At 68.3% G+C, this 20,456-nt stretch carries 17 protein-coding genes; 5 read left to right on the top strand and 12 right to left on the bottom strand.

Features of this window, described 5'->3' with window-relative positions; translation table 11 throughout:
* The first annotated feature begins 22 nt into the window (after positions 1-22).
* Complete coding sequence (locus AC0662_RS13790; RefSeq protein WP_478300713.1) at positions 23-316, top strand: HU family DNA-binding protein; 294 nt, start codon at positions 23-25, stop codon at positions 314-316.
* Positions 317-319: 3 nt separating this feature from the next.
* Here the strand turns inward: AC0662_RS13790 and AC0662_RS13795 are convergent, their stop codons facing one another.
* The gene (locus AC0662_RS13795; RefSeq protein ID WP_478300715.1) at positions 320-1,282 is read right to left on the bottom strand and encodes an SMP-30/gluconolactonase/LRE family protein; all 963 of its coding nucleotides are present in this window, start codon (positions 1,280-1,282) and stop codon (positions 320-322) included.
* 55 nt (positions 1,283-1,337) lie between these two features.
* Complete coding sequence (locus AC0662_RS13800) at positions 1,338-2,261, bottom strand: SMP-30/gluconolactonase/LRE family protein (protein WP_478300717.1); 924 nt, start codon at positions 2,259-2,261, stop codon at positions 1,338-1,340.
* 131 nt (positions 2,262-2,392) lie between these two features.
* Here AC0662_RS13800 and AC0662_RS13805 point away from each other — a divergent pair, with 131 nt between their 5' ends.
* Positions 2,393-4,363, top strand: coding sequence for a M13 family metallopeptidase (locus AC0662_RS13805; protein WP_478300719.1), 1,971 nt, complete (start codon positions 2,393-2,395; stop codon positions 4,361-4,363).
* A gap of 1,266 nt (positions 4,364-5,629) precedes the next feature.
* Here AC0662_RS13805 and AC0662_RS13810 read toward each other — a convergent pair.
* The 6 genes from AC0662_RS13810 to AC0662_RS13835 form a co-directional block, all read right to left on the bottom strand.
* Complete coding sequence (locus AC0662_RS13810) at positions 5,630-7,087, bottom strand: aminopeptidase P family protein (RefSeq protein ID WP_452198965.1); 1,458 nt, start codon at positions 7,085-7,087, stop codon at positions 5,630-5,632.
* 47 nt (positions 7,088-7,134) lie between these two features.
* On the bottom strand, positions 7,135-7,551 hold the full coding sequence (panD, locus tag AC0662_RS13815; protein ID WP_478300721.1) for an aspartate 1-decarboxylase: 417 nt from the start codon (positions 7,549-7,551) through the stop codon (positions 7,135-7,137).
* A 104-nt stretch (positions 7,552-7,655) separates the two neighbouring features.
* Entirely contained in the window at positions 7,656-9,239 is a 1,584-nt protein-coding gene (locus AC0662_RS13820; RefSeq protein WP_478300723.1) for a hypothetical protein, read from the bottom strand.
* A gap of 33 nt (positions 9,240-9,272) precedes the next feature.
* Complete coding sequence (locus AC0662_RS13825; RefSeq protein WP_478300725.1) at positions 9,273-10,895, bottom strand: extracellular solute-binding protein; 1,623 nt, start codon at positions 10,893-10,895, stop codon at positions 9,273-9,275.
* Positions 10,896-10,934: 39 nt separating this feature from the next.
* Positions 10,935-11,891 carry a carbohydrate ABC transporter permease gene (locus tag AC0662_RS13830; protein WP_478300727.1) on the bottom strand — a complete coding sequence of 319 codons (957 nt, stop codon included), beginning with the start codon at positions 11,889-11,891 and terminating at the stop codon, positions 10,935-10,937.
* Positions 11,888-12,832: an ABC transporter permease gene (locus AC0662_RS13835; protein WP_478300729.1), complete on the bottom strand. Its 945-nt coding sequence runs from the start codon at positions 12,830-12,832 to the stop codon at positions 11,888-11,890. The genes AC0662_RS13830 and AC0662_RS13835 overlap by 4 nt, the downstream gene beginning before the upstream one ends.
* Before the next feature lie 208 nt (positions 12,833-13,040).
* Between AC0662_RS13835 and AC0662_RS13840 the strand changes: the two genes are divergently transcribed.
* Positions 13,041-14,132, top strand: a complete 1,092-nt coding sequence (locus AC0662_RS13840; protein ID WP_478300736.1) for a LacI family DNA-binding transcriptional regulator — start codon at positions 13,041-13,043, stop codon at positions 14,130-14,132.
* On the opposite strand, the gene AC0662_RS13845 is transcribed toward AC0662_RS13840, so the two are convergent.
* From AC0662_RS13845 to AC0662_RS13860, 4 genes are read right to left on the bottom strand one after another with little or no spacing between them, the layout of a single operon-like run.
* Complete coding sequence (locus AC0662_RS13845) at positions 14,133-15,554, bottom strand: FGGY family carbohydrate kinase (protein ID WP_478300738.1); 1,422 nt, start codon at positions 15,552-15,554, stop codon at positions 14,133-14,135.
* Positions 15,541-16,947, bottom strand: coding sequence for an alpha,alpha-trehalose-phosphate synthase (UDP-forming) (locus AC0662_RS13850; protein WP_452198954.1), 1,407 nt, complete (start codon positions 16,945-16,947; stop codon positions 15,541-15,543). The genes AC0662_RS13845 and AC0662_RS13850 overlap by 14 nt, the downstream gene beginning before the upstream one ends.
* An 8-nt stretch (positions 16,948-16,955) precedes the next feature.
* The gene (locus AC0662_RS13855; RefSeq protein ID WP_478300740.1) at positions 16,956-17,957 is read right to left on the bottom strand and encodes a Gfo/Idh/MocA family protein; all 1,002 of its coding nucleotides are present in this window, start codon (positions 17,955-17,957) and stop codon (positions 16,956-16,958) included.
* Positions 17,948-19,351: an amidase gene (locus tag AC0662_RS13860; protein ID WP_478300742.1), complete on the bottom strand. Its 1,404-nt coding sequence runs from the start codon at positions 19,349-19,351 to the stop codon at positions 17,948-17,950. The genes AC0662_RS13855 and AC0662_RS13860 overlap by 10 nt, the downstream gene beginning before the upstream one ends.
* Before the next feature lie 149 nt (positions 19,352-19,500).
* On the opposite strand from AC0662_RS13860, the gene AC0662_RS13865 reads away from it, so the two are divergent.
* Entirely contained in the window at positions 19,501-19,809 is a 309-nt protein-coding gene (locus tag AC0662_RS13865; RefSeq protein WP_452198950.1) for a DUF3263 domain-containing protein, read from the top strand.
* A 2-nt stretch (positions 19,810-19,811) separates the two neighbouring features.
* Positions 19,812-20,453 (top strand): LytR C-terminal domain-containing protein, encoded by a 642-nt coding sequence (locus AC0662_RS13870; protein ID WP_478300744.1) that lies wholly within the window; start codon positions 19,812-19,814, stop codon positions 20,451-20,453.
* The last annotated feature ends 3 nt before the right edge of the window (positions 20,454-20,456 follow it).

The raw sequence follows: 20,456 nt of genomic DNA on the forward strand, positions 1-20,456 counted from the left end.
TGAACCGAGTCTGAGGAGAGCCGTGAACCGGAACGAACTGATCATCGGCGTGGCACAGAAGGCGGACATCCCGCGGAACCAGGCCGAGAAGGTCATCGACGCGCTGGGCGACGTCGTCACCGAAGCGGTCCAGCGCGGTGACAAGGTGTCACTGACCGGGCTGCTCAGCATCGAACGCGTCATGCGCGCCCCGCGGATCGGTCGCAACCCGCAGACCGGAGAGCCGCTGACCATCCCGGCCGGGTACTCCGTGCGCCTGTCGTGCGGAAGCCGCCTCAAGGCCGCGGCCCGAGGCGGCCTCCGCACAGCCGGCTGACCGTCAGCGGCGGACGGCGGTGACCCAATAGGGGGTCGTCGGCGTCGGCGTGACGGTGTTGAACCGGGAGTTCGGCAGGTAGAGCCGCGGCCCGAACGCCGCCACGGTCGTGGGGACGTCGAAGGTGCGATCCCTGATCGTCTTGACCAGATGGCCCCTCGTGCCGGCCCGGTTGAGGCTCAGCACACCGATCTGGTTCGAGGCGTTCTGTACGACGTACAGCGTGCGGCCGAGGAGCAGCAGGCCGTCGCCGTTGGTCATCACCGTGCGGCCGAGATCCACGCGCTGGGTCACGCCGGTGCGCGGGTTCACCCTGAACAGGAACCCGGTTGCCGACTGCACGATGATCAGCCCGCGGCCGTCCGGCGTGAGCGTGATGCCGTTGGCGTTGAACGCGTTCGGGACTTCCTTGAAGTCACCGGTCAGCGGGATGGTCCGGACTTTGTTCAGCAGCCTGCCGTGGCGTCCCATCGGTACCTGGTAGATGGCCGCGCGGCTCGAGTCGGTGAACCACGCGCTGTTGTGACCCAGGACGACGTCGTTGATGAACGTCGAGGTGGACCTGGTCAGCCTGTAGCTCTTGAGGATCTTGCCGGTGCGGATGTCGACGACCCGCGCGGTACCGCTGGGACCGCCGGCGATCCACAGCCGCCGGTGGTTGTCCGCCTTCAGACCGACTGACGGGGTCCCTGGGCCCTGGCTGATGATCTTCCCTCGGCCGGTCCGCAGCGAGGCGGCGTAGACGTCACCGTCCACGAGCGAGCCGAAGTACGCCGTACCGTGGCTGATCGCGATGCCTTCCGGCTGGAAGCCGTTCGGGAGTCTGATCAGTGACGGGAAGTTCTTGGACTGTTTGACGACCTGACCTTGCGCCGACGGTGCGGCGGTCGCGGTGGCCGACGTGGCGACGAGCCCCAGCACGAGTGCTGGTACTCCGAGGGCGGCTGTGATGCGACGGATGTTCATGATTCCCCCTTCCCCTGTCGCCAACGTAGGACGAGCAGCCGCCCTCGTGAACCGCTCAGCGCCGGACAGCGGTGACCCAGTACGGCGCGGTTGGCGTCGGTGACGTTGTGAAACGCGCATTCGGCAGGTAGAGCCGATTACCGAACGCCGCAGCCGTCGTCGGTACGTCGAAGTCCGGGCTGGTGATCTCACGGACCAGCCGGCCCCTGGTGCCGGTGCTGTTCAGAGTGACGACCGCGATCTTGTTCGACCGGTTCTGCACGACGTACAGCGTGTTGCCAATGAGCAGCAGTCCGTCGCCATTCGTCATCAGCGCGTCGCCGAGGTCGATCCGCCGGGCCACGCCGGTCTTCGGGTCGACGCGAAGCAGGAAGCCGGTCGACGACTGCACCATGATCAGCGCACGGCCGTCGGGTGTGAGTGAGATGCCGTTCGCGTTGTTACCGGGCAGGTGCTGATAGTCGCCGGTCAGCGGGATCGTCTGAGGCTTCGCTGACGGTCGGTTGAGCGCCACCTTGTAGAAGACCGGCTGCTGCGAGTCGGTGAAGTACGCGGCGTCGTTGGTGAGGATGACGTCGTTCACGAACGTCGGCGTCGCGGTGGTGAACGTGTAGCTCGCCAGGAGCTTTCCGGTGCGGGTGTCGATCACCCGCCCGTTCCCACCGGCGGCGCCGGCGACGTACAGGCGGCCGGAGCGGTCCACCTTCATCCCGAGCGAGCCGGTGCCGGGGCCTTGGCTGATCACCTTGCCCTGTCCGGTGCGCAGGTCGGCGGCGTAGATGTCCCCGTCGGCGCGGGAGCCGAAGTACGCCGTACCTCCGGCGATCGCGATGCCTTCCGGCTGGAAGCCGTCGGGTAGGTCGATGCGGGTCGGGAATTGAGAGCTGGTGAGTGGGGCGGCGGTCGCTGGGGTCAGCAGACCGAGGAGCATGACCGGCACACCGGCGAGCGCGGTGAGCCGACGGACGAGGCGTGACATGGGCGGGGGTCCTCCCTGATCCGTGGGCGTTGCCTGAGAGAACGGGCGGAACCTGTGGATAGTTCAGACCGGCCGATCGCGAAACGGGTATGTTCGCTGGCAGCAACTCCACTCGGGACAAGGGGTCAGGGATGACAGCAGGAATCGACAGCTCCGCGGCGGCCGGCGCGGTGCGCCCGCAGGACGATCTGTACCGGTTCGTGAACGGGACCTGGCTGGCGGAGCACGAGATTCCCGCGGACAAGGCGATCCACGGTGCGTTCCACGCGCTCTGGGACACGGCCGAGCAGGACGTCCGCGCGATCGTCGAGAAGACCGTCGCGGCCAGTCACCCCGAGGGCAGCGAGCCCCGGAAGATCGCCGATCTGTACAGCAGCTTTATGGACACCGAGACGATCGAGCGACTCGGTGCCGAGCCGATCGCCGACCAGTTGGCGCTGGTCCGTGGCGTGACCGACGTGACCGGCCTGGTCTCGGTGCTCGGGCAGCTGGAGCTGCAGGGCGTGCCCGGTGTCTTCCACTACTGGGTCGACCCGGACGCGAAGAAGTCCGACGAGAACGTCGTCCACCTGACCCAGGGCGGCATCAGCCTGCCCGACGAGTCGTACTACCGCGAGGACAGCTTCGCCGAGGTGCGGACGGCGTACGTCGCGCACGTGGCGAAGATGCTCGAGCTGGCCGGCGTGACCGACCCGACCGGTGCCGCCGAGCGTGTTCTCGAGGTGGAGACCCGGATCGCCGGCGCCCACTGGGACCGGGTGAAGGACCGGGACGTCCAGCTGACGTACAACAAGTTCGACCGCGCCCGGCTCGATGCGCTGATGCCGGGCGTCGACTGGTCGACCTGGCTGGCCGGCGCCGGCGTACCGGAGAGCGCGTTCGCGCAGGTCGTCGTCCGGGAGCCGGACTTCCTGAGCGCCGCCGCGGCCGCGCTGCAGGAGATCGAGCTCGACCGCTGGAAGGAGTGGCTGAGCTGGCGGATCGTGCACAGTGCCGCGCCGCTGCTGAGCTCCGCCTTCGTCAACGAGAACTTCGCCTTCTACGGCAAGACCCTGACCGGTGCGCCCGAGCTGCGTGAGCGCTGGAAGCGCGCCGTCGGCGCCGTCGAGCAGTCCCTCGGCGAAGCCCTCGGCAAGCTGTACGTCGCCGAGCACTTCCCGCCGGACGCCAAGGCCCGCATGGTCGAGCTCGTGCAGAACCTGGTCGCCGCGTACCACCAGCGCATCGAGGCACTGGACTGGATGGGCCCCGACACCCGGCAGCGGGCGCTCGAGAAGCTCGGCACCTTCGTGCCGAAGATCGGGTACCCCGACGAGTGGAAGGACTACTCGGAGCTCGCGATCGACCCGACCGATCTGTTCGGCAACATCCGCCGCTCCGTCGCGGTGGAGACCGCGCGCGACCTCGCGAAGCTCGGCCGGCCGGTCGACCGCAACGAGTGGAAGATGACCCCGCAGACGGTCAACGCGTACTACAACCCGCGGATGAACGAGATCGTCTTCCCGGCCGGCATCCTGCAGCCGCCGTTCTTCGACCTCGAGGCCGACGACGCCACCAACTACGGCGCGATCGGCGCGGTCATCGGCCACGAGATCGGCCACGGCTTCGACGACCAGGGCTCACGGTACGACGCGAACGGCAACCTGAACGACTGGTGGACCGACGAGGACCGTGCCGCCTTCGAACAGCGCACCGACAAACTCGTCGCCCAGTACAACGCCCTCGAACCAGCCGAAACCCCCGGCCAAACCGTCAACGGCAAACTCACCCTCGGCGAGAACATCGGCGACCTCGGCGGCCTCTCCATCGCGTACGTCGCCTACCAACTCTCCCGCAACGACACACCCGCCGCAGATGCATCCGGCGACGGCACGAGCGATCAGTCCGGTAGCGAGCGCTTCTTCGCAGCCTGGGCCCACGCCTGGGCCACCAAGACCCGCCCCGAAGAAGCCGCCCGCCGCCTAACCATCGACCCCCACTCCCCACCGGAATTCCGCTGCAACGCAGTAGTCAAGAACATCGACGAATTCCACACCACCTACAAAACAACCGATTCCGACGGCATGTGGCTAGCCCCCGACGAACGAGTCCGCATCTGGTAGCAACCCGCGGTGCTTGGCCCACCCAGCCCTGGGCCAAGCACCACGGAGTAACCACCCGCGCATCAATCCAGGCGTACTCCGGCATCCTTCGTTCCTGCGAGTAGGCCTCTCTCGCGCTCCGCCTCAGGTCTCTCACCCAGCCGGTCGTCCGATGCCGCGCGAGGTACGCAGGTACCAGCCCTCAACACCCCGGCACCCGCCGCACCCACCCGCCGCGTGATCCGGTGCCACACGCCCGCAGTACGCCACGCACCCGCAGTACCCTCAGACACCCGCCCTTCACGCGCGGCACGTCCGGTGCCCCGCGCCCCCGCATCGCGCAGTACCTCAGGCGCCCGCCATTCACGCGTGGTCCGTCGGGCACTCGCCCTCCACACGTAGTGCGTCAGGCGCCCGCCCTCCACGTGGTGCGGCCGTCACCCGCGCTCCGCGTCCTGCGCGCTTCACGGCCCGTCCGATGCCGATCACCTGCGCCAGCGGGTTTCCCACACCAAGGCGCGTGTGCGCACCTCACCCTCTCGGCGCCAACGTCGAATCCCCGCTCCCATCTCGCACCCGAAACAACCCGTGCCGCACGCGTACGTTCTTGTACGCCGGCCTTGCACGCGACTGGTCGTCGAGTCGTGGAGACGGGCTGAAGTTTGGGAACCACATGTCACGACTCGGGATGGAGGGTGTCCGCCGATCGCCACGACTCGGCGGGTTCGGGCCTCGGCCGTCGCGTTGCGCGAGGTTTGCCCGGTGATGGGCGCCGGCGGTCCAGGCGGGTTGGCGTTGGTGGATGCGGTACTTCGGCGCGCGCGAGCGTAAAGGCTCGGTGGTGTACTGCGCCGCGTGGGGCTCGGTGGTGTATCGCGTCGCGTCGGGTTCGCGATTCATGCCACCAGCGACGAAGAGCCGTGTCTCGCGCCCCTGCGGCTGGTGCGCCGGTTTGCCGGTGGCTCGTCGTCGAGTCGTGGAGACTGGCTGAGGTTTTGGCGCCACAAGTCACGACTCGGGATGAGGGATGTCCGCCGATTGCCACGACTGGGGGAAGTTGGCCGTCGTTGAGGTCGTACGTCGGGCGCGCTCTCCTCGGGCGCTCGCGTGGGGATCGGCCGGCGCGGATCGTAGGAGGTGAGTGTGCTGCCCGGGATCGCCTGTGGCGTTGGGGTTTGGGCGGGTGGGGGCGCGCGTTCAGGTCTAGCGGTGGGGCGGAGGGGCGGTTGGGCAGGTGCCCCGGGAGGACCTTGTGGCGGTCGGCGGGGGCACCTGCCGGGGGTGTAGTTAGGAGGTCATCCAGGATTGGATGGCTTCGGGGGTTCGGGGCATGGCTTCGGAGAGGTTTTCGGGGCCCTGGTCGGTGATCAGGATGTCGTCTTCGATGCGGATGCCGATGCCGCGGAGGTCCTCGGGGACGGTCAGGTCGTCGGACTGGAAGTAGAGGCCGGGCTCGACGGTGAGGACGTAGCCGGGCTGGACGGTGCCCTTGCGGTAGTTCTCGTCGCGGGCCGAGGCGCAGTCGTGGACGTCGAGGCCGAGCATGTGGCTGACGCCGTGCAGCGTGTAGCGCTGGTACAGACGGCTCTCGGGATCGAGCGCTTCCGCAGCGGACACCGGGAGGAGTTCCATCGCGTCCAGGCCGTGGACGATGACCTCCATCGCAGCCTCGTGGCCGGCGCGGAAGGCGGCACCGGGGGTAAGGGCAGCGATGCCGGCGTTCTGCGCGTCCAGCACCAGCTGGTAGAGGTCGCGCTGGCGCGGCGTGAACTCGCCGTTCACGGGCAGCGTCCGGGTGATGTCCGCGGTGTACAGCTGGCGGTTCTCGACGCCCATGTCTAGCAGCATCAGCGTGCCGTCGTTGACCGCGCCGTCGTTCTCGATCCAGTGCAGCGTGGTCGCGTGCGGACCGGCGGCCGCGATCGACGTGTAGCCGACGTCGTTGCCTTCGGCGCGTGCCCGGCGCCAGAACGTGCCCTCGATCCAGCGTTCGCCGTACTGCCGGACCTTGTCCATCTCGGCGAGTACGTCGGAGAAGCCGCGGTGGGTGATCGCGACGGCGTCCCGGAGCTGCTCGAGCTCGTACGCGTCCTTGACCAGCCGGAGCTCGGACAGCGTCGCCGCCAGCTCGTGGTCCTTCGCGTCCTCGGTGCGAGCACCGCTCAGCAGCGCCGCGATCGACTCGTCCTCGGCGCGCCGGACCCGGGTCGGTACGTCGCCCTTCAGCGCGTCGGCCAACTGGTCGACATGCCGGGTCTCGATCCCGAACTCCTTGGCGGTCTCGGTCAGCGACGGGCGCCGGCCGGCCCACAGTTCGCCGTACATCCGGTCGCGCCAGAACTCCTCGCCCTCGGAGCGGTCGGCGCGCGGGCGGAAGTACAGGACCGGGTCGTGGCCGGTGGTGCCGTTCGGCTCCAGGACGAGGACGGCGTCCGAGGTCTGGCTGCCGGTCAGCCACACGTAGTCGGTGTGCGGGCGGAAGACGTAGTCGGTGTCGTTCGAGCGGACCTTGTAGGTGCCGGCCGGGATCACGAGCCGCTCGCCGGGGAACGCCTGCGAGAGCGCGTCGCGGCGCTTCGCCGCCCAGACGCCGACGTCGCTGAGCGCCAGGTCGTGCCGCTCGGAGTCGGCCCAGCCGGAGTTCATGAACGCGCGCAGCTTCGCACTCGGCTCGTTGTCGTGCGACGCCGTCTTCGGCGCGACCTCAGTGCCTTCGGCGGGGGTGGTCTCGGTCGTGTCGGTCATCGTCGACCAGTCCTCATCTCGGCGCGGTGGGTGGCGCCAGGTCGGTTCTACGGGTGCAGTTCGTCGCCGCGAAGCGTGCCGGTGTCGGGCAGCGCCTCGGCGGGGTCGGAGCCGATGCGGGTGATCGCATTGTGCTCGTCCACGAAGACTACGCTCGGTTCGAAGACCTTCGCCTCGGCGGTGTCGAACATCCCGTACGCGATCAGGATGACCAGATCACCCGGGTGGATCAGGTGCGCCGCGGCCCCGTTGATCCCCACCACACCGGACCCGCGCGGACCTTCGATCAGGTACGTCGACAGTCGGTGACCGTTGGTGATGTCGACGATGTCCACCTTCTCACCGGGCAGCAGGTCGGCCGCGTCCATCAGTTCGGCGTCCAGCGTGCACGATCCGACATAGTCCAGATCGGCCTGTGTCACCGTCGCCCGGTGCACCTTTGACTTCATCATCTCCCGCCACATGCGGGACATCATCCGGTTCCGGCCGCCCGCTGTCAGTGGCCGTGGTCACGCCGCCGGATGCCCGCTCACCGGAGAGCGTGAGCGGGCATCCGGTCACCAGGCGGTCAGGCGACGGTGCAGTCTCCGAGAACCAGCCAGCCGTCGCCGGTGATCTCGCCCTGGGCCGCGAGCTGGATCCCCGGCCGGTTCTGCTGCGTCGTGTCGACGATCGCGACGGCCCACCGGTACCGGCCCGAACGGACCGCGGGCAGCGCCGGGCTGAACGTGTAGCCCGTCGGCGACCCCTTCAGCCAGGACGACGGCTCGGCGTCACGGTCGACGAAGACCTGCGCGACCGACAGGTCGGCCGCATTCAGCAGCGCGAACGCCGGCTTGTACTTGTGGCCGTAGGCCGGAATGTTGTTCGGTAGGTACCCCCACCCGTCGTTCGTCCACTGATGACTAATCGTCGCTCGACTACCCGCATGCGCGACCCGCGGCAGCGACAGCGTGTCCGGGTACAGCCGGTAGGAGCCCTCGGCCACGAAACCGTCGATCAGGTCGTGCGCGTCGGTGAACCAGGTCTTGGTCTCGTTGCCGACGCGGAAGTCCATCATGTTGACGTGCGCCTGGGCCGAGTCGTCGTACTCGCCCTGCCGGACGTCGTGGACGGTCTGGTACCCGCGCGGGTCGACCTTGTAGTTCATCGATCCGACGATCCAGCCGCCTTCCATGATCACCGGCCGCTGGTATTGCCACTGCGCCGCGAGGTCCTTCTCCCACTGCTGGTAGTAGCCGGTCATCCCGAACGCGTCGTGCCGCAGTACACAACCCTTCTCGAACGCCGAGTTGAGCAGGTCGGCGCTGCCCGGAGCGGGAGCGCCCCACGCCGTGGAGACCGACGGCGGGTCGCCAGGCTTGTGCCAGCCGATGAACCGGTGGTAGTTGATCGCGACCGGCACCTTGGAGAACTCCCGCAACCATAGGTCGATGCTCCAGTGGAAGACCGGTTCGCGATGGGCGTCGTCGAGATAGATCAGCGAGTGACCCTCACCCCACTTGCCCAGCCCGTAGCCGTCCATGAAGTCGACCAGTCCGGGATCGTTGAACTTGGCCCCGAACGCGGCCATGAACTTCTCGTACTTCGCCTGGAAGATCGGATCGTCCGGGTACGCCGTCCAGACGGTCACGCTGCCGGTCTTCGTCTCGTACCCCTGAGCACCTGCGGCACGGACGTAGGCCGGTGTGAAATCGGTGGTCTTGTCACGGCTGTCGGTGACCACCCGGAACGCGAGCTTCATGCCCCGTTGGCGCGCGGTGGCGATCAGGGCCTTCAGCTTCTCGTCGGTGTCCCAGCCGTACACGTCCTCGGCCGGGTTGAGGACCGACCAGGCGATCCGCATGTAGAGCGTGTGCGCGTACTCCTGGATCTGCACCGGCGCGGCCAGTGCATCCAGCGACGACCAGTAATCGTCGGCGACCCCGGTGGTGCCGTACAGAACCCAACCGGACAAGGGATTCTTGAGTACGGCGGAGGAGTCGGCGGCCACCGTGGCGAGGAAGTTCCCGGGGATCGCCTTATCTGGCGGCAGCGCCGGTGTTGCCGCCGCGGTCGTGGTGGACAGGGCCGGTACCGCGAGACCGGCGACGGCGGCGGCGCCGAGCCCGAGAGCGGTACGACGGCTGACGTTCGATGATTCGTTGTGCATGGGCGGGTCCTCTTCTGTCGAATTCTCCCGATGTCAGAGCACGGTCTGGTACTCCTGGCGGATCTTGTCGCCGCCGTCCTTGCGCCATTTCTCGACGGCCGGTTTCCAGTCCGTCATCTTCTTGCGCCCGGCGATGATGTCGTTGCGGACATCGCTGATGTCGCTGCCGAGCTCCTTGGCCACCTTGTCGGCAGTCGGTGAGATGAGGTTCTTGCAGGGGTTCTCGATCGCCGTCTTGTCGACCGTCGCGTTCGCCTCGATGTAGCGCTTGACGTACTCCGCGTCGGAATTGGAGATCGTCAGCCCGGGGCCGGCCAGGTAGTTCCACGGCACGGTCATGTCCCGAGTGCCCTGGTCGGTGAGCACCGGGAACCCGTTCTTGTCGAGAGTGTGGTCCTTGCCCTCGACGCCGTAGTGCAGCAGCGTGTACTCCTCGCTGCCGAACGGCGCGGCGAAGAAGTTCAACGCACCCAGGAGTTCCTTGACCCTGGCCTCGTCGTTCTTCTTGCTGATCAGGGTCGATCCGAAGGTGACGTTGTCGTAGTAGGTGACGGCCTTCTTCCCCGGCTGACCGGCCGGGATGTACGGCAGCGGCTTGCCTTCGGGCATCCCGGTCCAGTACCCCAGGTAGCCCGGCAGACCGTCCTGGACGAAGGCCGCCTTACCGGCCTTGAAGCCGTTGCTCCGCGCGGTGCCGTCGATGCCGTCTGAGCCCGGTATCTGCAGCCCGTTCTTCACCATCTTCGTCATGAACTCGATCGCGGCCGCGTACTCGTCCGTCTCCACATCCGCGGTCAGCTTGCCGTTGTCGTTGCGCCAGCCGTACGGCACGGCGAACATCATCGCGATGATCTGGAAGTACGTGTTGCCGGTCGTGTTGATGAAACCCCAGTGCCCGTCCTGCGGCCGGGTCAGTTCGACCAGCGCGTCGTAGTACTCCTCGGTGCTGGTCGGCATCGCCGAGATGCCCGCCTTGTCGAGCAAGGCCTGGTTGTAGAAGCCGGCGCCCGCGCAGCCGCCGCGGGGGATCGGCAGCATGAACAGCTTGTTGTCGACGACGCAGTCCTTCCAGGCCATCGTCGGGATCGCTGCCAGGTTGGGATAGTCCTTGACCGCGTCGCCGGACAGGTACGGCGTCAGGTCGACCGCCAGCGCGTTGAAGAACTGGGCCGGATGGTCGACCACGGAGTACAGCGAGACGTCGGGCAGCTTCTTACCGGCCACCGCGGTCTGGAACTTCGTCAGGTAGTCGCTGTTCGGCACGATCGTCAGATCGAGCTGGGCCCCGAGCCGGCGTTCCACCTCCTGCCAGGCAGCGTTCTTCGCCCGCGGCGTCGGCAGCGGGTTGAAGATGCCGACCATCCCCGACATCGGCTTGGTGAGCGGCGCCTCGGTGACGGTCTTGACGGCGTCGACCGGGTACTTCGAGAAGCCCGCCGGCGCGCCTGGCACGGTGGACGGGAACTGTGGTTTCGGTCCGTCGAACGCCACGTACGTCGGCAGTTTGACCGTGTTCACGGCGGGCTTGGAGTTGGCGACCTTCGGGCCGGTGGAGCACGCCGACAGCAGCGGCGTACCGACCGTGGCCAGGGCGCCGGCCCCCGCCAGCCCGCGGAGGATGCTGCGGCGGCTGAGCGGCGTCGCATTCGATGACATCAGGGACTGTCCTTTCTACGTCGGCTGATCGCGGGTGGATCAGCCCTTGATGGCGCCGGTCAGGACGCCCTTGGTGAAGTAGCGCTGCAGGAACGGGTAGACGAGCAGGATCGGCACGAGGGCGACGACCACGACCGCCATCTGGATCGCCTGGATCGACGGGATCGCATCGCTCACCGCGCTGCTGGTGTTGCCGACCGGCTGGCCCTGCAGGACGTAGAGCCGGAGGACCAGTGGCAGCGGCCATTTGTTCTGGTCCTGCAGGTAGAGCAACGCGTTGAAGTAGGCGTTCCAGTGGCCGACGGCGTAGAACAACGCGACCACCGCGGTGACCGCCTTCGACAGCGGCAGCACGATCCGGACGAAGATCGCCACGTCACCGGCCCCGTCGACGCGGGCGGAGTCCAGCAGTTCACCGGGGATGGATTGGAAGAAGTTCCGCATCACCAGGAAGTTGAAGGCGCTGACCAGGCCCGGAAGGATCAGGGCGGCCAGGTTGTCGTACAGCCCGAGCGCGTTGATCAGCAGGAAGTTCGGGATGATCCCGGCACCGAACAGCATGGTCAGCAGGACGGTGGTCAGGATGAGACGCCCACCGACGATCGGCCGGCTGAGGGCATAGGCGAGGCTCGCGGTGGCCAGCACGTTCAGCACGGTCCCGACCCCGGTGACGCCGATGCTGATCAGCATCGCCCGGGTGACGGTGCCACCGGCGAAGATCGTCCGGTACGCCGCCAGCGTCGGCGCCTGCGGGAAGAACGGGATCAGGCCGCCGTGCTGGGTGATCTCGTGCTCGGAGGCGAAACTGGTCGCGATGATGTTCCAGAACGGGTAGATCACCGCGAGGCAGACCAGCACCAGCGCGATCCCTTTCAGCGCGGACAGCCACGCCGGCGGCTTCTCCATCCACGGTGGGCGCCGGCTGTCCCGGATGTAGGCCTTCTCGGCGGCGGTCCGGGTGCCGAGGCGCCGGGCTTCGGATACGACGGTGGTCATTTGGAGTAGACCCCTTCCTGCCCGAAGACGTGCGCGAGCTTGTTGGCGCCGAGGATGAGGATCAGGCCGACGACGCCCTTGACCAGGCCGACGGCCGTACTGGTGCCGAAGTCGCCGTCGACCACGCCGTGGAAGTACACGTAGGTGTCGAGGACCTCGGCTGAGTCGGCGCCGACGGCGTCGCGCTGCAACAGGATCTGCTCGAAGCCGACCGACAGGATGCTGCCGAGCTGCAGGATCAGAAGCAGGATCGTCACCGGCATGATCGCCGGCAGCGTGATGTGCCACAGGCGCTTGCGGCCGTTGGCGCCGTCGATGGCCGCGGCTTCGTACTGCTGGGTGTCGATGTTCAGCAGGGCAGCGAGATAGATGATCGTGCCCCACCCGGCGTCCTTCCAGATCGTCTGGAGGGTGATCAGGAACGGGAAGAACGATCCGTTGGTCATCAGGTCGAGGCGCGGCAGCCCGACCGACCCGAGCAGGTGCGGCAGCAGACCGGTGCCACCGATCAGCTGCTGGCAGATCGACACCAGGATCACCCAGCCGATGAAGTGCGGCAGATAGACCACGCTCTGCACGAACCGTCTGATCCGCGAACTCGTGACGCTGTTCAGCAACAGGGCCAGCGCGATCGGCGCCGGGAAGAACAGCGCCAGCTGCAGGAACGAGAACTTCAGAGTGTTCAGCAGCGCGCGCAGGAAGTCCGGATCGCCCAGTACGGCGAAGTTCTGCAGCCCGACCCAGCTCGACCCGAGGAAGCCGAGGTACGGCTGGTAGTCCTTGAACGCGATCAGGTTGCCGAGCAGCGGCACGTAGTGGAAAACCACGAAGAAACAGAAGCCCGGCAGCGCCAGCAGCAGCATCGCCCGGTCCTTGCGGATCCGGTGCCCGAGCCGGTGCCGAAGCTGGTGCGTACCGCGCACCTCGGTGTCCGTCGCCATCGGCTTACTTCCAATCTTGAAAGCGCTTACCAGCTGACGGAAGGAGCATGCTGTGCCGTAGATCCGTTGTCAATAGGAACTCTTTGGTGCGTTTCGGAGGCAGTCGTGGCATCGTGTGGAAAGCAGAATGTAAGGGCTTTCTATCGGATCGACCCGCTCTGCTCCGATCGCTACTGTTGGCTTGCGGACCGAAGGGATGATGCGAGCGATGGCAGACCGAAGCACCGGCCGGGGCAGAACGCGCCGGGAGGAGCCGGGCGCGACGATCTACGACGTGGCCCACGAGGCCCGGGTGTCGATCGCCACGGTCTCCCGCGTCGTCAACGGCAACTACTCGGTGAGCGCGGCGACCCGGGCCCGGGTCGAGGCGGCGATGCAGAAGCTCGGGTACGTCACCAACGCCCACGCCCGGGCGCTCGCGGGATCCGGCCGGCGCCTGATCGGCATCCTGATCGAGGAACTCGGCGACCCGTACTTCGCTGCGATCGCGCGCGGCGCGCAACTGGAGGCGACCGCCCGCGGCCGCCTCAGCCTGGTCTGCAACACGCAAGGCAATCCGGAGCTGGAGGACAGCTTCCTGGACCTACTGCTCGAACACCGGGCCGACCTGGTGGTCGTCGTCGGCGGCGCGACGACGGACGAGCGGTACGAGCAGACGAACCGGACCAGGGCGCGCCGGCTGGCCAGCACCGGGTGCCGACTGGCGCACTGCGGCCGGCCGCCGCTGGACGAGCCGAACACCATCGGGATCGAGTTCGACAACGAGCAGGGCGCGTTCGCCGTCACCGACCATCTGCTGACCCTCGGACACGACCGGATCCTGTACCTGGGCGGACCGCCCGCGCTGGCCACGACGAAGAACCGGATCGCCGGATTCGAGCGGGCGCACCGGACCCGCGGCCTGAAGGTGGACCCGGAGCTGATCATCACCGGCGCCTTCACCCAGCACTTCGGGTACCGGCGGATGAAGGAGATCCTCGAGCACGAGCCGGACTTCACGGCAGTCTTCGGCGGCAACGACCTGGTGGCCGCCGGTGTCTACCTGGCCGTCAAGGAACGCGGCCTACGGATCCCGGACGACCTGTCGATCGTCGGCTACGACGACGTGCCGCTGTCGCGGGCGCTCGATCCCCAGCTGACCACGGTGCGGGTCCCGACCGAGGCAATCGGTCGGGAGGCGGTCAAGGCCGGCCTGGCCCACGTCACCGACGGCGCGGACCCGTACGCCGACCCCGATGAGCCGGTCAGCCTCGGTACGTCGCTGATCGTCCGCGGCTCGACCGCTGCACCGAGACCCTGATCAGAGCTCGGACGCCCGTACGGCGAGTTCGCGCAGCGCCTCGTACCGCTCGCGCAGCGCCGCGACCCGCTCCACCTCGTCCTTGACCGGGGTGAGGTGTGCGCCGCCGGGCTCCGGGGACAGACCGAGCGCGACGGCGGCCGCGCCGCGGGCGCCGACCTCGGGCTCCGCGCAGACCGTCGTGGGTCGGGCGAACGTCGCGGTCAGGCAGCGCCGCCACCACTCCGACGCATCGATGCCGCCACCGCCGAGCACGACGTCCAACCGCCGCTCGAAGAGCGCGTCGAGCTGGCGCAGGCCGCGGTCGATCTCCAGCGACGCGCCCTGCAACGCCGCACCGAGCAGGTCGGCCGAGGTGTCGTCGAACGAGAGACCGAAGTACACGCCCGAGCCACCCGGCACGTTCGCGGGCGGTCTGGTGCCGGCCATGAACGGGATCGCGATCGAGCGCGACGCCCCGATCTCGACACCGGTCGGCTCGTCGGACTCGAGCCGCAGTACGCCGGTCAGCCACGCGTGCAGGTTCCCGGCGGCCGAGAACGCCATCCCGGTGACGGCCCGGTGGTCGTCGACCCGATAGCGCCACAGCTCCCACGGCAGCTCCGGTGCGTCGTCGATCGGGTGCACCACCCGTACGGCGGCCGACGTCCCCACCGTCACCGCTGCGGTCCCCACGTCGTACCCGCCGGTCCCGACGTTCGACGCGGCCCCGTCACCCGTCGGAGGATGCACGGGTACGCCGACCAGCGCGGGCCACCGGCGTGCGTACTCGGGGGACAACGTCCCGGTCCAGCCGCTCGGCACGATCGGGGGCAACCGGTCGGCCCCGACGCCGGCGATCTGCAGCGCCTCGGCGTCGTACTCGCCGGTCGCGAGATCCAGCGTGCCGGTCCCGGACGCGACCGACACCGACGTGACGCGCTCGCCGGTCAAGCGTTCGAGCACGAGATCGGGCAGGCCCGCGAACGCGGCCGGTGCGCCGGCAGACAGCAGCCACGGGATCCGCCGCGGCCAGTACAACCGGTGCAGCCAGGTGCCGGTGCGGGCGTGGAAGGCCTGCTCGTCGAACGACGTACCGAGGTCGAGGTCGACGGAGCGGGTGTCCGCCCAGGTGACCACCGGCGTCAGCGCTTCACCTTTGGTGTCCAGGGCAACGATCGAGTGCCACTGCGAGGACAGCACGATCGCGCCGATGCCGTCCAGGTGGTCGTTCTGCTGGAGCTCGTCGAGGCACCCGAGCAGACCTTCGACGTACTCGTGCAGGTCCAGCGTCGCGGAGCCGTCGTAGCCGTACGTCGGAGAGATCTTGTGCCGCGCGAGCGCTCCTGGGACCGGCGAGGCGTCGGCCTCGGACAGGACCAGTGCGCGCGCGGACGATGTCCCCAGGTCGAGCGCGAGGACGCGCCCGTCAGTCTTCGTCATGCAACGCCTTCAGGAAGGTCTGGGCCCAGATGTTCACGTCGTGCGCGGCCAGGTGCTTGCGCATCGCCTTCATCCGGCGGCCGAGCTGCCGGTCGTCGGTGTTCATCGCGTCGACGATGGTGTCCTTCATGCCGTTGATGTCGTGCGGGTTCACGAGGAAAGCTTGCCGGAACTCGTCCGCGGCGCCGGCGAACTCGCTCAGTACGAGCGCGCCCGTGTCGTCGTACCGGCAGGCGACGTACTCCTTGGCGACCAGGTTCATGCCGTCCCGCAGCGGTGTCACCACGGCCACGTCCGCGGCCCGGAACAGCGCGGCCATCTCGGTTCGCGAGTACGACGTGTGCAGGTAGTTGATCGCCGGCGTACCGATCCGGCCGTGCTCGCCGTTGATCCGGCCGACCAGCAGTTCGATCTCGTCGCGCAGTACCCGGTACTGCTCGACGCGTTCCCGGGACGGCGTCGCGACCTGGATGAACACCGCGTCGTCGACCGAGACCCGCTTCTCGTCCAGCAGCTCGCCGAACGCCCGCATCCGTTGCCGAATGCCCTTGGTGTAGTCGAGCCGGTCGACGCCGAGCAGCACGTGCTGGGGGTTGCCGACCTCCTGCCGCATCTCCGCCGCCCGCGCCGTGGTCTCCGGCTGACGGGCCAGGGTCTCCAGTTCGCCGACGTCGATCGAGATCGGGAACGCCTTCGCCCGGACGATCCGGTCGTCCGGCAGGTGGATCCGGTCGCCGCGGGTCCGCAGGCCCATCCGGTTCCGGGCCAGCCGGGCGAAGTTCGACGCCGCGCCGGGCCGCTGGAAGCCGACCAGGTCCGCGCCCATCAGCCCGTCCAGGATCTGTCGTCGCCACGGCATCTGCGCGAACAGCTCGGTCGGCGGGAACGGGATGTGCAGGAAGAACCCGATCCGTACGTCGGGGCGCAGCCGGCGCAGCATCGCGGGAACGAGCTGCAGCTGGTAGTCGTGCACCCACACGTCCGCGTTGTCGTCGGCGGCTTCCGCGGCGGCCTCCGCGAACCGCCGGTTCACCGCGACGTACGACTCCCACCACTCCCGGTGGAACTCCGGGGGCACGATCACGTCGTGGTACAGCGGCCAGAGCGTGGCGTTGGAGAAACCCTCGTAGTACAGCTGCACGTCCTCGGCGGTGAGCATCACCGGGACCAGGTGCATGCCGTCGTTGTCGAACGGGTCCACCTTCTCGTCGGCGCTGCCCGTCCAGCCGATCCAGGCGCCGTGGTGGGACTGCATCACCGGCGCCAGGGCTGTGACGAGTCCGCCTGGACTGCGGCGCCACGCCGTACTGCCGTCGGGCATCTCGATCCGGTCGACCGGCAGCCGGTTGGCCACCACTACGAAGGAACTCCTACCGTTCGGCACGTCAGCCATGGTCAGCGTCATCCACTCAGGTCGTCGTCGTCACCGGGGTAGCGGACCCCGATCTGGCTCCGGGTCTCGTCGAGGAGATCGAGAATCTCGAGGGTGGCGGCATGGGGAAGGACCGGTACTTCGTGCAGCCCGGCACGCAGCGCGTCGATCACCGCGGTTGCCTCATAGTGGTACCCACGGCCATGCGTGGGTACGTCGATCCGCTCCGCTCCGGAAGCGGTCGTACGCAGGTAGTACTCGGGGTGATGGAAGCGGTGCGGGAGTTGCAGACTGCCGTCCGGACCGCTGATCGAGGCGACCCACGGGTTCTGCGAACGCAGGCCGCAGGTCAGCGCGGCGACCGCGCCGGAGTCGTACCGCCAGGCCATCGCGACGTTCACGTCGATGCCGTCGGCGTTGAGTGAACCGACCGCCTTCACCTCCGCCGGACGTCCGAGGGCCATGTGGGCCAGCGTCATCGGGTAGATGCCGCCGTCCATCAACGAGCCTCCCCCGAGGGCGGGATCGAGCAGGCGAACCGGTAATGAAGGTTTGTGGAACGCGAAGTCCGCGACCACCTGCTGTGGTTCACCGATCACGCCGGAGCGCAGATCCTCGAACAGCGCCCGGATCACCGGATCGGTGCGCATCCACATCGCCTCGGCGAACAGCACGTCGTGTTCGGTGGCGACCGCGATCAGGTCCCGCGCCTGCTTGGCGGTCAACGTCACTGGCTTCTCGCACAATACGGCGATGCCGGCCTGCAACGCGGCGCGGGCGATCGCGTAGTGCTGCGGATGCGGTGTGCCGATGTAGATCACGTCGACCTGGCCGGAGTCGAGCAGCCGGCGGTAGTCGTCGTACGCGTGCGGGATGCCGAACTCGGCGGCGAACTTGTCCGCGCTCGCCTGGGACCGGGACGCGACCGCGGTGGCGACGGCATCGGTGGAGATCAGGCCCAGATCGTGGGTGAACTGGGTCGATATGTTGCCAGTAGCAACGATGCCCCACCTGACGCGATCTATACCCACTGTGTGAACTCCGGGGTCGGGAACGGTCCGTCTGCTGCGATTCTCGCGGTTTCGAAGGCGTGAGCCAAGCGAATGAGCGTGACCTCACTCCGCGCCGTACCGCTGAAGGTGATTCCGACCGGCAGTCCGGAGGCCAGCCCGGACGGCACGGAGATCAGCGGGTAGCCGGCCAGTGCGGCGTGTGACGAGGAGCTGCCGAGAACGTGATCACCGTTGACGAGATCGATTGCCCAGGCCGGCGAGTACGACGGGCTCACCAGCGCGTCGAGCTGGTTGTCGCGGAGCAGGTTGTCGATACCGTCCCGCCCGGCCCGCAGCGCGGTCAGCCGAGCGGCGACGTACACCGGTGAGCTGAGGCCGTCGGTCGCGGCGGCGCGTTCGAACAGCTCCTGGCCGAACCACTGCAGCTCGACGTCCGCGTGCTCGTTGTTGAACGCGATCAGGTCGTCGACCGTCCGCGGACCGCCGGGCGCGCGCGTGGCGAGGTACGCGGCGAGGTCGACCCTGAGTTCGTGGGCGAGCACCTGCAGTTGGTCCTCGTCGCCACCTGGTGTCGGCAGCGACAGACCGTCGACCACGGTGGCTCCGCACTGGCTGAGGAGCTCCAGCGCACGCTCGGTGACCTGATCCAGTCCGTTCGAGTAGCCCCACAACGGACCACGGGGTACGCCGATGCGCACGTTGCTGAGGTCGGCGCCCCGGCAGTGCTCGGTGTAGTCGATGTGGTCACCGGTCAGGACCGAAAGCAGAGCAGCTGCCTGACGGACGGTCTTGGTCATCGGGCCGGCAGTGTCCTGCGAGTGCGAGATCGGAACGATGCCCTGTTGCGGCACCAGTCCGACGGTGGGCTTCAAGCCGACGACGCCGTTCAGCGCGGCTGGGCAAACGATTGAGCCATTGGTCTCGGTGCCGATCGCGTACTCCGCGAGTCCGGCGGCGACTGCGGCACCGGAACCGCTCGAGGAACCGCCGGCCGAACGGTTCAGGGCGTACGGGTTGCGGGTGAGGCCGCCGTACGCGCTCCAGCCGGACGAGGACGCCGAGCCGCGGAAGTTCGCCCACTCGCTCAGGTTGGTCTTCCCCAGGATCACGCAGCCGGCCGCGCGCAGCCGCCGTACCAGGGTGGCGTCTTCCGGCGGCGGTGGCTGGTCGGCGAGCGCCAGCGAACCGGCGGTGGTCGGCAGGTCGGCGGTGTCGATGTTGTCCTTCACCAGGACCGGTACGCCGTGCAGTGGCCCGCGGACCCTTCCCTCGTCACGCTCCGTGTCGAGGCGGGCGGCATCGGTGAGAGCGGCGGGGTTCGGCGTGCAGATGGCGTTGACCAGCTGGTCCACCTGACGAATCCGGGCCCCCAGCTCTTCCACCAGCGCCGAGCTGGACACAGTTGAGCTCACCCCTACGATCCTGCCAGAGTTGACCGGGTCGAGCCGTCCGCCGGGCGACACGCCTCGTGTCGCCTGACCGGTGAATGACATCGCTGTTGTTCAACACGTACAGTGGCTGGCGGACGGACGATCACCGACCGCACAGGAGTCAGCAGCAGATGGACAGCGCCAACGCCAGCTCTCCCGGCCCCGCCGAAGCTGCGCCGCCGGTCATCGAGGGGCTCTCCGAACGTGACGGCCAGATCCTTGCCTTCGAGCGCCATTGGTGGAAGTACGCCGGCGCGAAGGAACAGGCGATCCGGGACCAGTTCCAGATGTCCGCGACCCGGTACTACCAGGTCCTGAACGCGCTCATCGACCGGCCGGAGGCCCTCGCGCACGACCCGTTGCTGGTCAAGCGCCTGCGCCGCCTGCGGGCCGCCCGCCAGCGCGCCCGCTCCGCCCGCCGCCTGGGTATCGAGGTCTGAGCATGTCCCGCCCTAGGGGCGGCGATCAGGGACAGGTGCTGTCGTCCCTCGTCGCCGTGGCCGCCGTCGTCGCGATCGTGGCCGGTCTGCTGGTGCTGTTCGGGACCCGGGGGCACGACAGCCAGGCCGACGAGAAGCCGGCCGCCGCCAGTACGCCGAAGTCCTCGGAGACCGGGAAGCCCACGGCCGGGCCGTCGACCGTCGGTGCGAGCGTGCCGAAGCCGTCCGCGCAACCGACGGAGACCCAGCCGACCCAGCCGTCGACGACCCCGACCACGGCTCCGAGCAGCGAGCCGACGTCGACCGAGCCCACCCAGCCGCCGGCGAGCACCCAGCCGCCGGGGCAGCCGGCGACGATCCCGGCCGAGGAGCGGCCGGCGATCGAGGTCTACAACAACACTCCGCGCAAGGGCCTGGCCGACCAGGTCGCCGGCCGTGCGCGGCAGGCCGGCTGGACCGTGGCCGGGTCGCCGGACAACTGGCACGGCAAGGTCGCCGAGAGCACCGTGTACTACCCGCCGGGCATGCTCGACGCCGCCAACCAGCTCGCCCGCGACCTCGGCGTCGGCCGGACCAAGGGTGCGCTGGACAACATGAAGAAGGACCGCCTGACCGTGATCCTCACCTCGGACTATGCGGGATGACGG

The organism is Kribbella sp. NPDC043289 (genome assembly GCF_056436705.1).

What these genes read in the sequence shown, in the direction of transcription:
- AC0662_RS13845 (WP_478300738.1), bottom strand. Translation starts at nt 15,554, where the DNA reads ATGACGAAGACTGACGGGCGCGTCCTCGCGCTCGACCTGGGGACATCG.
- AC0662_RS13820 (WP_478300723.1), bottom strand. Translation starts at nt 9,239, where the DNA reads ATGCACAACGAATCATCGAACGTCAGCCGTCGTACCGCTCTCGGGCTC.
- AC0662_RS13865 (WP_452198950.1), top strand. Translation starts at nt 19,501, where the DNA reads ATGGACAGCGCCAACGCCAGCTCTCCCGGCCCCGCCGAAGCTGCGCCG.
- AC0662_RS13840 (WP_478300736.1), top strand. Translation starts at nt 13,041, where the DNA reads ATGGCAGACCGAAGCACCGGCCGGGGCAGAACGCGCCGGGAGGAGCCG.
- AC0662_RS13795 (WP_478300715.1), bottom strand. Translation starts at nt 1,282, where the DNA reads ATGAACATCCGTCGCATCACAGCCGCCCTCGGAGTACCAGCACTCGTG.
- AC0662_RS13870 (WP_478300744.1), top strand. Translation starts at nt 19,812, where the DNA reads ATGTCCCGCCCTAGGGGCGGCGATCAGGGACAGGTGCTGTCGTCCCTC.
- AC0662_RS13805 (WP_478300719.1), top strand. Translation starts at nt 2,393, where the DNA reads ATGACAGCAGGAATCGACAGCTCCGCGGCGGCCGGCGCGGTGCGCCCG.
- AC0662_RS13800 (WP_478300717.1), bottom strand. Translation starts at nt 2,261, where the DNA reads ATGTCACGCCTCGTCCGTCGGCTCACCGCGCTCGCCGGTGTGCCGGTC.
- AC0662_RS13835 (WP_478300729.1), bottom strand. Translation starts at nt 12,832, where the DNA reads ATGGCGACGGACACCGAGGTGCGCGGTACGCACCAGCTTCGGCACCGG.
- AC0662_RS13830 (WP_478300727.1), bottom strand. Translation starts at nt 11,891, where the DNA reads ATGACCACCGTCGTATCCGAAGCCCGGCGCCTCGGCACCCGGACCGCC.
- panD (WP_478300721.1), bottom strand. Translation starts at nt 7,551, where the DNA reads ATGTGGCGGGAGATGATGAAGTCAAAGGTGCACCGGGCGACGGTGACA.
- AC0662_RS13825 (WP_478300725.1), bottom strand. Translation starts at nt 10,895, where the DNA reads ATGTCATCGAATGCGACGCCGCTCAGCCGCCGCAGCATCCTCCGCGGG.
- AC0662_RS13810 (WP_452198965.1), bottom strand. Translation starts at nt 7,087, where the DNA reads ATGACCGACACGACCGAGACCACCCCCGCCGAAGGCACTGAGGTCGCG.
- AC0662_RS13850 (WP_452198954.1), bottom strand. Translation starts at nt 16,947, where the DNA reads ATGGCTGACGTGCCGAACGGTAGGAGTTCCTTCGTAGTGGTGGCCAAC.